The following is an 11,621-nucleotide window of genomic DNA, read 5'->3' on the forward strand; positions in this document are numbered from 1 at the left end:
CATCTTCTACAACGCTATTTGGCTTCTTAGCAGAGGAAATCCCCATGAAAGCACCTGTTCGTGTTGCCGTGACCGGCGCCGCCGGCCAGATCGGCTACGCCCTGCTGTTCCGTATCGCCTCCGGTGAAATGCTGGGCAAGGACCAGCCGGTCATCCTGCAGCTGCTGGAACTGCCGGTCGACAAGGCCCAGGCCGCCCTGAAGGGCGTGATGATGGAACTGGAAGACTGCGCGTTCCCGCTGCTGGCCGGCATGGTCGGCACCGACGACGCTGAAGTCGCCTTCAAGGACGCCGACATCGCCCTGCTGGTCGGCGCGCGTCCGCGCGGCCCGGGCATGGAGCGCAAGGATCTGCTGCTGGAAAACGCGAAGATCTTCACCGCCCAGGGCGCCGCACTGAACAAGGTCGCCAAGCGTGACGTGAAGGTGCTGGTGGTCGGCAACCCGGCCAACACCAACGCCTACATCGCGATGAAGTCGGCGCCGGACCTGAACCCGCGCAACTTCACCGCCATGCTGCGCCTGGACCACAACCGCGCGCTGAGCCAGCTGTCGACCAAGCTCGGCAAGCCGGTCGCCGGCATGGAGAAGCTGGTGGTGTGGGGCAACCACAGCCCGACCATGTACCCGGACTACCGTTTCGCCACCGCCGATGGTGCGTCGATCGCCGATGCGATCAACGACCAGGAGTGGAACGCCAACACCTTCATCCCGACCGTCGGCAAGCGCGGCGCGGCGATCATCGAAGCCCGTGGCTCGTCCTCGGCTGCTTCGGCCGCCAACGCCGCGATCGACCACGTGCGTGACTGGGTGCTGGGCAGCAACGGCAAGTGGGTCACCATGGGCGTGCCGTCCGACGGTTCCTACGGGATTCCGGAAGGCGTGATCTTCGGCTTCGCGGTCACCACCGAGAACGGCGAGTACACCCTGGTCAAGGATCTGCCGGTCGACGACTTCAGCCAGAAGTACATCGACAAGACCCTGGCCGAGCTGGAAGAAGAGCGCGCCGGCGTCGCCCACCTGCTGGGCTGATGCGGTCTGTGCCGGCAGCTTGCCGGCACGTTTTCCATCACGGTAGGTACCAACCGTTGTTGGTGCTTTTCCAGTGAGGTAGGTACCGACCGTTGGTCGGTACGCAGAAAACGGGGAAGCTTCGGCTTCCCCGTTTTCGTTTGAGGGGCAAGGAAACCGATGATCCATCTGCATTACATCGACAACGCGCTGCTGGTGGCCGAGAAGCCTGCCGGCCTGCTGTCCGTGCCCGGCCGCTCGGCGGAGAACCAGGACTGCGTGGTCGCGCGGTTGCAGGCGGTGTATCCCGATGCGCTGACCGTGCATCGCCTGGACCAGGTCACCTCCGGCCTGCTGCTGCACGCGCGTGGCAAGGACGTGCAGGTGGCGCTGTCGATGCAGTTCGAGAAGCGCGAGGTGTGCAAGCGCTACGAAGCCATCGTGCAGGGGCTGCTTGAAGGAGATGCGGGTGAAGTGGATCTGCCGCTGATCGTCGATTGGCCGAACCGGCCGCGGCAGATGGTCGACCACGAACGCGGCAAGCCGGCACTGACCCGGTGGCGCGTGCTGGCGCGTGACGTCGCGGCGCAACGCACGCGTGTTGAACTGGAGCCGGTCACCGGCCGCAGCCACCAGTTGCGCCTGCACATGGCCAGCCTCGGTCATCCCATCGTCGGCGACGTGCTGTACGGCGCGGACGCGGCGCAGCGCGTGCACCTGCATGCACGGGAGCTGCGGTTCACCCATCCGGTGACAGGCGAGGCGCTCGCGTTCGAGTCTGCGACTCCGTTCTAGAGAGTAGGTGTATCGGCAGGGCTGCGCCCTGCACCTGCCGAAGCAACAGCAACAGCAACAGCGGCATTCCTTGGGTTGGCGGGGCGGTGTCGGATTGCGGGGACGCCGCAAGTACGTCCCTGTAGGCTTGGCAGCCGCATCCATGCGGCTGACACCCCGCAATCCGACACCGCCCCGCCTTCGACAGATTTCCGATGGCCGATGGGCCCACGCCATGCGTGGATGAATCTCCATCGGAATCGAATATTTCGATAAGTGATCGAAAAGCATCTACGCATGGCGTGGGTCTATGTGTCGACCGAGGTCGACAGCTACCAACAGCAGCCCAACAGCAGCGGGAAATTGTCGGAGGCGGGGTGGGTCCGGTTGCGGGGGCGTGAGCGCCATGGATGGCGCGACCGAGCCTACAGGGACGTATTCACGGCGTCCCCCGCAACCGGACCCGCCCCGCCATCCCTCAGTAGCCCAGCTTTTGACGTTGACGTTGACGTTGACGTTGATTCTGCAGGTGCAGGGCTGCAAGCCCTGCAGAACAAACCCCACCCCCTACCAAGGTAGGGCGGCCCGCGCGCCAGCGCCGGACTATGCTCGAACCATGACTTTGTCTGGGAGGGCTGCGTCATGAACTACGAGGAAACCTACCGCCGTTCGATCGACGAGCCGGAGGCATTCTGGGGCGAGGAGGCCAAGCGCATCCATTGGCACAAGCCGCCGCAACAGGTGCTCGACTACAGCAACCCGCCGTTCCGGCGCTGGTTCGTCGGTGGCGAAACCAATCTCTGCTACAACGCCGTCGACCGGCATCTGGCCGACCGCCCGGACCAGCTCGCGCTGGTCGCCATCTCCACCGAAACCAACAGCACCCGCGAAGTCACCTATCGCCAGCTGTATCGCGAAGTGAACGACTTCGCCGCCGTGCTGAAACATCTTGGTGTCGGCCACGGTGATCGCGTGGTGATCTACATGCCGAACATGGCCGAAGCCGTGTTCGCCATGCTTGCCTGTGCACGTATCGGTGCGGTGCACTCGGTGGTGTTCGGTGGTTTCGCCGCACACAACCTCGCGCTGCGCATCGACGATGCCAAGCCGAAGCTGCTGATCGCTGCAGATGCCGGCATGCGTGGCGGCAAGCTCATTCCGTACAAGGCGATGGTCGATGCCGCCTGCGCCGAAGCCAGCAATCCGCCGCCGCACGTGCTGATCGTTTCGCGCGGGCTGGACCCGGCCGAGCCACGCATCGAAGGGCGTGATGTCGAGTACGCCAGCCTGCGTGCGCAGATCGGGCAGACCGATGTGCCGGTGCAATGGCTGGAATCGAGCGAGCCCAGCTACCTGCTGTACACCTCCGGCACCACCGGCAAGCCGAAGGGCGTGCAGCGCGATGTCGGTGGCTATGCGGTGGCGATGGCGCAGTCGATGCAGACCGTGTTCGACTGCAAGCCGGGGCAGGTGATGTTCTCCACCTCCGACGTCGGCTGGGCCGTGGGCCATTCCTACAACGTGTATGGCCCGTTGATCGGCGGCTGCACCTCGCTGCTGTATGAAGGGCTGCCGACCAACCCGGATCCGGGTATCTGGTGGGCGCTGTGCGAGCAGTACAACGTACGCACGATGTTCTCGTCGCCGACGGCGATCCGCGTGCTGAAGAAGCACGATGCCGATTTCATCCACCGGCACGACCTGGATGCGCTGAAGTATCTGTTCCTGGCCGGCGAGCCGCTGGACGAACCAACCGCACACTGGATCAGTGACGCGCTGGGCAAGCCGATCATCGACAACTACTGGCAGACCGAAACCGGGTGGCCGGCATTGACCCTGCTGCCTGGGCTGGACATGAAACCGGTGCGTTTCGGCTCACCGGGTTTCCCCAATCTCGGCTACCGGATGAAGGTGATCGACGAGAACACCGGTGAAGAAGTGGCTGCGGGGCAGAAGGGTGTGCTGGTGATGACGCCGCCGTTGCCGCCGGGCTGCATGAGCACGGTCTGGAATGACGACAGCCGCTTCCTGCAGAGTTACTTCAGCCACTTCAAGGAACTGCTGTACAGCTCGCTGGACTGGGCCATCCGCGATGACGATGGCTATACCTTCATCCTGGGCCGCACCGACGATGTGATCAACGTGGCCGGCCACCGCCTGGGCACGCGTGAGATCGAAGAGGCGATCTCCAGTCATCCGCGCGTGGCCGAGGCCGCAGTGATCGGGGTGAAGGACGAGTTGAAGGGGCAGGTGCCGCTGGTGTTCGTGACGCTCAAACAGGGCCTTGATGGCGAGGACCCGGCTGCGGTGGTGGCCGAGATGATGGCCACGGTGACCGCGTCGCTGGGGGCGGTGGCGCGGCCGGCGCATGTGCACGTGGTCAACGCGCTGCCCAAAACCCGTTCGGGCAAGCTGCTGCGGCGTTCGCTGCAGGCATTGGCCGAGCAGCGCGATCCCGGCGATCTGTCGACGCTGGACGACCCGGGCGCTCTGGAAGAGATCCGCCGCGCGCTGGGGCGTTGACCCGGTCCTGTAGAGCCGAGCCCATGCTCGGCTGCCCGGGTCAGGTACACGCAGCCGAGCATGGGCTCGGCTCTACAGAGATCCAGCGGTGCTGCAGCGCAGCTTCCTCGCCGCCACCGGTGCGCTAAGCTCGCCCCGGGGAGCGTGCCCGCAAGGGCACGCATGCGTATCGCATCGAGGGAAGGGGGAGCTATGGCACTGCTGCATGCCAAGACGGCCGCTGGCCGCCAGGAGATCGAAGACCGCGCCCGGCGCCTGCCGGCGGCGCTGCGTTCGATCCTGTTGATGGTGGACGGTCAGCGCGATGAAAGCGAACTGCGCGGCTTGTTCGAAGGACTGCGCGCACCGCAGGATGCGCTGGAGCAGTTGGCCGCACTCGGCCTGATCGAAGTGGTCGGCGGCAGGGCCGAACCTGCCCCGCAGCGCGGACTCTGCAGCGGCCGCGAGCAGGATCCGGCGCTGTACCAGCAGTTGTACGATGCGATGAGCGATGCCGTGCGCCGCCATCTCGGCCTGAAAGGCTACTTCATGCAGTTGAAGATCGAGCGCTGTACCGACGCGGTCACCCTGGAACGGCTGTGCCCGGAAATGATCACCGCGATCGGCAAGGCGCGCAGCCCGGCGCTGGCACAGCGCTGGTGGCAGGAGGTCCAGGTGTTGCTGGCACCGGTCACCGCCGAGGTCGTGCCCGGCTGACACGCGGGGTAAAGTGGTCCGCTCTTTTTCCGCCCAGGAGCCCCGCATGCAGGACGACACCGATACACCCGGTTGGGATGCGATCAATGCCGCACTGGCGCCGCTGTACGCCGGCCAGGAGCCGCGTCACTTCGGTACCGCATTGCCGTACACGCTGGGTGGCCAGGATCCGCTCGACGGCATCAGCGTGTACTGGGTGGAAGCACCGGTTCCGCATTGGCACTACGTCACCTACGGTCTGTCCGAACTGTATGCAAAAGAGAGCAGCGATGCGGCCACCAGTGGCTACGGCTTCGAGCTGACGTTCCGCCTGGCTGCGGACAAGGGTGAACATGCCGACAGCACGCCGCCTGCGTGGCCGATGAACCTGCTGCAGAATCTGGCGCGCTATGTGTTCAGCAGCGGCAATGTGTTCGAGGATGGACACCACCTCAACGCCAACGGCCCGATCGCGCTGGAGACCGATACCCATCTCTGCCACCTGGCGTTTGTGGCCGATCCGCAGTTGCCCGCGCGCGATACCGCCAATGGGCAGCTGCAGTTCCTGCAGGTGGTGGGGCTGACCGATGAGGAAATGGACGCGATCAAGCGCTGGTCCACGCGCGGTGTGCTGCAGGTGCTCGAGCCGGCGATGCCGTTGTGGATCACCGATCTGCATCGCGGCAACCTGCTGGACGATCCGGCGCTGGCCGCGCAGGTGCAGGCCGGCAGCGAGCGTGAGGGATCCAGTACGGGCATGTTGTTCATCGAAACGCTGGACTGGCGGCAGACGGCGGGCATCACCACGCTGGTGCTGGGGGCAGGGCAGGTCGGCAGCGTGGGTGAACTGCTGCCACTGCGCGTGCGCCACGGCAAGTCACTGACGCTGGTCAGCCGCGAACGGCAATGGGAGTTCGTGCCTGCCACCGATGGCGCCGCCACGGTCGAGGGCGACAACGTGCGCTGGCTACTGGACGACGCGGCGTTGCAGGCCTGGCATGAAGTGCGGCCAGAACGCGGAACCTACACGGTGTCGAGCACGTTGCAGGTTGAAGTGGTGCCGACGTTCCTGCGCGATGCGAAGGGCGAAGTGATCCGCGAAATCGGCTGACCGCGTCGATGGTACCGATGGGGTCAGAGCCGCCTGCTGCGCAGACGGATCCGACCCCGCCTCCCGGACCGATGGGGTTAGAGCCGTTCGCGATGCGAACGGATCCGACCCCGGTTCCATCAGGCCAGGCCTTCGGCCTTCAGCGCCGCCTGCACGCCCGCATCGGCGTCCATGCGCGCCTTGTAGGCGGCCAGGTTGTCCAAGCCCGACAGGTCGACCTTGGTGCCAGCGGCCCAGCGCAGGGTGATGTAGAAGTAGGGATCGGCGAAGCTGCGGAAGCCGGCCAGCCACGGCTTGTCGGCCAGCTGCTTGTCGGCGGTCTCGAACAGCGCGCGCAGGCGCTTGTGGGCAGCGGCGCGGATCGCGTCGTACTGCCCTTCATCGGCGATGAACTTGCCCGGCGAGAACAGCGGCGAGAACGCCGGGTGCACGTCGGAGTTGACGAAGGCCAGCCAGCGGGTGGCTTCAGCGCGCTGGCGCGGGCTGCCATCGCCGCCAAGACCGGCCTGCGGGTAGGTGTCGGCGATGTAGCCCATGATCGCTGCGTTCTGCAGCAGCACGAAGTCGCCATCGACGACCGCCGGTACGGCGCCGGCCGGATTGATCTTGAGGAATTCCGGACCCTTCAGGGTGTCCTTGTTCAGCAGTTCGACCTCGAACGGCTGGCCGGTCCACTGCAGGGCGATGTGGTCGGCGGTGGAACAGGCACCGGGCTTGCTGTACAGCTTCATGGGAACTCCAGGCGGGGTGTGGCGGGAAACCCCCACTATCCCAGAGCCCACCGGCGCGCGGCAACGCTGCCGCCGGCAACGGATCGTTACGACTGCCGGGGCTTGAGGTTCTGCACTTTGTAGAAGGTGTGATCGCCGATGGTGGCCACCTGGTAGGCGTTGCGCCAGTTCGGGCTGGCAATCGCCAGCGCAGCGAAGTGGCTGGCACCGGGCACGATCTCGCGGCGCTCGCCGGCCGGCAGCGCCCAGTTGCGCTCGGCGTCGAAGGCTACGTCCATCGCTTCACTCCAGGCCGCATCGTTGCCCAGCTGGGTGCCGGGGGAGACTATGGTGGGGGCGAACTGCTTGCGCGCGGTCACCACCTGGCACATCGAGTCGCCCCAGAGGCCGCTGTCGAGGCGACGCAGAGCGACCTCGGCCACGGCCTGCTGGCCACGCAGGGTCTGGTCGCGGGCTTCCAGGTAGACGGTGGTGCTCAAACACAATGAATCAGCGGCCGGCTGCGGCAACAACTGCGACAGCCAGAGAATCCAGGCCAGTTTCATATAACTCCTTGCTCCGTGTGGGACGCACCTGGCGGTTCCGGCAGCGCAGGCTGCTGGAGGCGGGGTACGACTTGGCGTCATGGGGAGGCGGCCATCGGGGCTGCCCCGTGGGCGGCCCCAAGAACACGATCGTGGATCGATCGGCGGGGTCCGCACCGGCTCACCGGAAACTGGCTGGTGAGCGGAAAGATGGCGCAAGGTAGGGGGGCATTGCCGAACGCATCCTGAATCGTCCCGCTTGACATTCAGCTTGGGGGCCGGTGACGGAAATCACATTCCGGCCCCCATTCAGATTTTGATCAGAGCGCGGCGGCGACCCTGCTGCCCTGATCGATGGCACGTTTTGCATCGAGTTCGGCGGCCACATCGGCACCGCCGATCAGCTGTGCGGCGATGCCGGCTGCCTGCAGTTCGGCCTGCAGCGCGCGCTGCGGTTCCTGCCCGGCACAGATCACCACGTGGTCGACCGGCAGCAGCTGTTCGCTGCCATCGACGCGGATGCGCAGGCCCGCATCGTCCACGCCCAGGTACTCGACACCGCCCAGCATGCGCACGCCCTTGGCCTTCAGCGTGGCGCGGTGGATCCAGCCGGTGGTCTTGCCCAGGCGCGCACCGGGCTTGCCGGCGCTGCGCTGCAGCAGCCACAGCCTGCGCGGCGAGGCTTCCACGGCCGGCCGGGCCAGTGCGCCGCGGGCCTCGAAGGAGGCATCCACGCCCCATTCGGCCATCCAGCGCTGCGGGTCCAGCGATGGAGAAGGGCCGTCATGGGCAAGGAACTCGCCGACATCGAAGCCGATGCCGCCGGCGCCGATGATGGCGGCGTTGGCACCGACCTCGACCCGGCCCAGCAGCACGTCCAGGTAGTTCACCACCTTGGCGTGGTCGGCACCGGGGAAGTCGACCTTGCGCGGCACGATGCCGGTGGCCAGCACGACCTCATCGAAACCGGCCAGGCTGGCCGCGTCGGCACGGGTGCCCAGGCGCAGCTGCACGCCGGTCTCGGCCAGCTTGTGGCGGAAGTAGCGCAGGGTCTCGTGGAACTCTTCCTTGCCGGGAATGCGCTTGGCGACGTTGAACTGGCCACCGATCTCCTCGCTGGCGTCGAACAGGGTGACCTGGTGGCCGCGTTCGGCAGCGACCGTGGCGCAGGCCAGGCCGGCCGGCCCTGCGCCGACCACGGCCACCCGCTTCGGTGCGGTGGTCGGGGTATAGACCAGCTCGGTCTCGTGGGCAGCGCGCGGATTGACCAGGCAACTGGCCAGCTTGTTCTCGAACACGTGGTCCAGGCAGGCCTGGTTGCAGGCGATGCAGGTGTTGATGGCCTCGGCACGGCCGGCGCGCGCCTTGTTCGGCCACTGCGGATCGGCCAGCAGCGGGCGTGCCAGCGACACCATGTCGGCCCCGCCATCGGCGAGGATGCGCTCGGCGACATCGGGCATGTTGATGCGGTTGGTCGCCACCAGCGGCAACGTCACGTGCGGCTTGAGCTTGGCGGTGACCGCGGCGAACGCGCCACGCGGTACCGACGTGGCAATGGTCGGAATGCGCGCTTCATGCCAGCCGATGCCTGAGTTGATGATCGTGGCGCCAGCGGCTTCGATGGCCTGGGCCTGCTGCACGATCTCTTCCCAGTTGCTGCCGTCTTCGACCAGGTCGACCAGCGACAGGCGGTAGATGATGATGAAATCCGGACCGCAGGCCTCGCGGATGCGACGCACGATCTCCACCGCGAAGCGCATGCGCTGCGCGGCATCACCGCCCCAGCGGTCGTTGCGCTTGTTGGTGCGCGGGGCGACGAACTCGTTGATGAGGTAGCCCTCCGAGCCCATCACTTCCACGCCGTCGTAGCCGGCCTCGCGGGCCAGCTTCGCGCTGCGTGCGTAGTCGGCGATGTGCCGCTCGACGCCGCTGGCCGACAGGGCGCGCGGGGTGAACGGATTGATCGGCGCCTTCAGCTTCGACGGCGCTACCGACAGCGGGTGATAGGCATAGCGCCCGGCATGCAGCAGCTGCAGGCAGATCTTCGCGCCGTGCTGGTGCGCGGCGGCGGTGAGCTGCCGATGCGGACGCACTTCCCATGGCCAGGACAGCTTGCCGCCGAACGGCTTGAGCCAGCCCACCACGTTCGGCGCGAAACCGCCGGTGACGATCAGGCCGACGCCACCTTCGGCGCGCTCTGCGAAATAAGCGGCCAAGCGCGGGAAGTCGCGTGCGCGGTCTTCCAGGCCGGTGTGCATCGAGCCCATCAGCACCCGGTTGCGCAACTGGGTGAAGCCCAGGTCCAGCGGGGCGAACAGGTGGGGATAGGCGCTTTCGTTGGCTGGCGACATGTCGATACGCTTGCGTACGGAAGCGCGAAGGGTGCCGCGAAACTGCGCCGGGGGCAAGGGCTGGCAGATGGGGAGCGCCGGCCGTTGGCCGACATTCCGGTCAGCTCAGGGCGACTGAGGTTGTCGGCCAGCGTCCGGCACTACCGGTGCGCGGCCGATCCCGAACCAGCCGAGGGTGATCCCGCACAGCGGCCCGATCAGCAGTGCGAAGGCGAGCGTGCCGACGCCGACGTTGCCACCCAGCCACCAGCCCAGCAGCAGCACGCTGCCTTCAATCAGGCTCCGCACCTTCCAGATCGGCCAGCCGGTGCGCGCGTGCAGGCCGGTCATCAGGCCATCGCGCGGCCCAGGGCCCAGCTTCGCGCCGATGTACAGGCCGGTGGCCAGCGCCACCAGCAGCATGCCGGCGCAGAACATCGCCACCTGCCAGCCGAGGCCGACGGCCGGGGGCAGCAGCCACAGCCCGAACTGGGCCGAGGGGCCGATCAGCATCACGTTGAGCACGGTGCCGACGCCGGGCTTCTGTCGCAGCGGCCACCACAGCAGCAGTACCAGCGCGCCGATCACGTTGGTGGCCAGGCCGAACGACAACGGGGTCTGTGCCGCAATGCCCTGCGACAGCACATCCCACGGCGCGACACCGATCGCGGCGCGGATCATCAACGAGGCGCCGAAGCCATAGAGGAACAGGCCGATGATCAGTTGCAGCAGGCGCAGGGGCAGGGCGGTGGGCATGACAGGCTCAGGGCAGGGGAATCTGTTTCCACCCTATCCCCGAAACGGGCTGTTCAATAGATACAGATGTCGGCCAATCCACCGCGACAGGCTGGGGATCGTGAATCAGTCGTCCCAGCCGGCCAGCGCCAGCTTGCCGATGGTGCGGCCGCTGGCCAGGCGCTGGTGGGCGGTTTCCAGGTTGGCTGCATTGATCGGCCCCAGCACTTCGCTCAGCGTGCCGCGCAACTGCCCCGCATCGATCATGCTGGCGGCGCGGTTGAGGATGCGGTGCTGCTCGATGCGGTCGGCGGTGGCAAAGCGCGCGCGGGCAAACATGAATTCCCAATGGATGCCGATGCACTTGGCCTTGTAGGGATCGCCGATGCGCAGCGGGCCGCGCGGTTCGACGATCAGGCCGACATGTCCCTGCGGCGCCAGCAGATGGCCCAGTTCGTCCCAGTAGTGGTCGGTATCGGCCAGATTGAGTGCCACCTGCACGTCGTCGATGCCAAGCGCCTGCAGCTGCGGCAGCAGCGGCTGGCGATGATCGATCACATGCTGGGCGCCCATCCGCCGGCACCAGTCGATCGAGGCTTCACGCGAGGCGGTGGCAATGACCTCGAAGCCGGCGTGGTGGGCCAGCTGGATCGCCATCGAGCCGACGCCGCCGGCACCACCGATCACCAGCAGGCGCTGGCCGGCGTGGCGGCGGTCATCAAGCAGCAGGGGCATGCGCTGGAACAGCAGTTCCCACGCGGTCAGGGTGGTCAGCGGCAGCGCGGCCGCTTCGGCGAAGTCGAGGGTGGTCGGTTTGCGCGCCACCAGCCGCTCATCCACCAGCTGATACTGCGCATTGCAGCCAGGGCGAGTGACATCACCGGCGTAGTAGACCTCGTCACCGGAGGCGAACAGGCTGGCCTCCTCGCCCATCGCTTCGACCACGCCTGCCGCGTCCCAGCCGAGAATGCGCGGAGTATCCAGCGATGCGGCCGACGTGCCTGCACGCAGCTTCCCATCCACGGGATTGACGGAAAGTGCTTCGACACGGATCAGCAGGTCACGGCCCCGCGGCGGCTGCGGTGGTGGCAGCACCAGATCGCGCAGGGCAGGGGCGGATTCACGGCACAGGGCGACGGCTTTCATTGCAGCTCCAGCTCGGTTCCTGTCTGCATCATAAGGTTCCTCACCTCGATGGGCGCGCGCTG

At 66.6% G+C, this 11,621-nt stretch carries 10 protein-coding genes; 5 read left to right on the plus strand and 5 right to left on the minus strand.

Going from position 1 to position 11,621, the window contains the following annotated elements:
• The first annotated feature begins 44 nt into the window (after positions 1–44).
• The 5 genes from CR156_RS01370 (at position 45) to CR156_RS01390 (ending at position 6,093) form a co-directional block, all read left to right on the plus strand.
• The gene (locus CR156_RS01370) at positions 45–1,031 is read left to right on the plus strand and encodes a malate dehydrogenase (protein ID WP_025879435.1); all 987 of its coding nucleotides are present in this window, start codon (positions 45–47) and stop codon (positions 1,029–1,031) included.
• 159 nt (positions 1,032–1,190) lie between these two features.
• Positions 1,191–1,805 (plus strand): RluA family pseudouridine synthase, encoded by a 615-nt coding sequence (locus CR156_RS01375; protein ID WP_100551648.1) that lies wholly within the window; start codon positions 1,191–1,193, stop codon positions 1,803–1,805.
• 621 nt (positions 1,806–2,426) lie between these two features.
• Positions 2,427–4,307, plus strand: a complete 1,881-nt coding sequence (prpE, locus tag CR156_RS01380; protein ID WP_100551649.1) for a propionate--CoA ligase — start codon at positions 2,427–2,429, stop codon at positions 4,305–4,307.
• Positions 4,308–4,499: 192 nt separating this feature from the next.
• On the plus strand, positions 4,500–5,003 hold the full coding sequence (locus CR156_RS01385) for a hypothetical protein (protein ID WP_100551650.1): 504 nt from the start codon (positions 4,500–4,502) through the stop codon (positions 5,001–5,003).
• Between the two features lie 46 nt (positions 5,004–5,049).
• Positions 5,050–6,093, plus strand: a complete 1,044-nt coding sequence (locus CR156_RS01390) for a suppressor of fused domain protein (RefSeq protein WP_100551651.1) — start codon at positions 5,050–5,052, stop codon at positions 6,091–6,093.
• 119 nt (positions 6,094–6,212) lie between these two features.
• On the opposite strand, the gene CR156_RS01395 is transcribed toward CR156_RS01390, so the two are convergent.
• From CR156_RS01395 to CR156_RS01415, 5 genes are all read right to left on the minus strand, one after another.
• A complete protein-coding gene (locus CR156_RS01395) occupies positions 6,213–6,824 on the minus strand; it encodes a glutathione S-transferase N-terminal domain-containing protein (protein ID WP_100551652.1) in 612 nt (203 codons plus the stop codon).
• Between the two features lie 86 nt (positions 6,825–6,910).
• Positions 6,911–7,369 carry a cell wall hydrolase gene (locus CR156_RS01400; RefSeq protein ID WP_025878087.1) on the minus strand — a complete coding sequence of 153 codons (459 nt, stop codon included), beginning with the start codon at positions 7,367–7,369 and terminating at the stop codon, positions 6,911–6,913.
• 299 nt (positions 7,370–7,668) lie between these two features.
• Positions 7,669–9,699 carry an FAD-dependent oxidoreductase gene (locus tag CR156_RS01405; RefSeq protein WP_100551653.1) on the minus strand — a complete coding sequence of 677 codons (2,031 nt, stop codon included), beginning with the start codon at positions 9,697–9,699 and terminating at the stop codon, positions 7,669–7,671.
• Between the two features lie 105 nt (positions 9,700–9,804).
• Positions 9,805–10,434: a membrane protein YczE gene (gene yczE, locus CR156_RS01410; protein ID WP_100551654.1), complete on the minus strand. Its 630-nt coding sequence runs from the start codon at positions 10,432–10,434 to the stop codon at positions 9,805–9,807.
• A 105-nt stretch (positions 10,435–10,539) separates the two neighbouring features.
• The gene (locus CR156_RS01415; RefSeq protein ID WP_100551655.1) at positions 10,540–11,559 is read right to left on the minus strand and encodes a zinc-binding alcohol dehydrogenase family protein; all 1,020 of its coding nucleotides are present in this window, start codon (positions 11,557–11,559) and stop codon (positions 10,540–10,542) included.
• Between the last annotated feature and the right edge of the window lie 62 nt (positions 11,560–11,621).

It is taken from the genome of Stenotrophomonas lactitubi (genome assembly GCF_002803515.1).
In the GTDB taxonomy this organism is placed as follows: Bacteria; Pseudomonadota; Gammaproteobacteria; order Xanthomonadales; family Xanthomonadaceae; genus Stenotrophomonas; species Stenotrophomonas lactitubi.

Bases quoted from the DNA above. Each gene is read 5' to 3' on its own strand.
- CR156_RS01385 (WP_100551650.1), top strand. From the start codon at position 4,500: ATGGCACTGCTGCATGCCAAGACGGCCGCTGGCCGCCAGGAGATCGAA.
- CR156_RS01370 (WP_025879435.1), top strand. From the start codon at position 45: ATGAAAGCACCTGTTCGTGTTGCCGTGACCGGCGCCGCCGGCCAGATC.
- CR156_RS01390 (WP_100551651.1), top strand. From the start codon at position 5,050: ATGCAGGACGACACCGATACACCCGGTTGGGATGCGATCAATGCCGCA.
- CR156_RS01415 (WP_100551655.1), bottom strand. From the start codon at position 11,559: ATGAAAGCCGTCGCCCTGTGCCGTGAATCCGCCCCTGCCCTGCGCGAT.
- CR156_RS01375 (WP_100551648.1), top strand. From the start codon at position 1,191: ATGATCCATCTGCATTACATCGACAACGCGCTGCTGGTGGCCGAGAAG.
- yczE (WP_100551654.1), bottom strand. From the start codon at position 10,434: ATGCCCACCGCCCTGCCCCTGCGCCTGCTGCAACTGATCATCGGCCTG.
- CR156_RS01400 (WP_025878087.1), bottom strand. From the start codon at position 7,369: ATGAAACTGGCCTGGATTCTCTGGCTGTCGCAGTTGTTGCCGCAGCCG.
- CR156_RS01405 (WP_100551653.1), bottom strand. From the start codon at position 9,699: ATGTCGCCAGCCAACGAAAGCGCCTATCCCCACCTGTTCGCCCCGCTG.
- CR156_RS01395 (WP_100551652.1), bottom strand. From the start codon at position 6,824: ATGAAGCTGTACAGCAAGCCCGGTGCCTGTTCCACCGCCGACCACATC.
- prpE (WP_100551649.1), top strand. From the start codon at position 2,427: ATGAACTACGAGGAAACCTACCGCCGTTCGATCGACGAGCCGGAGGCA.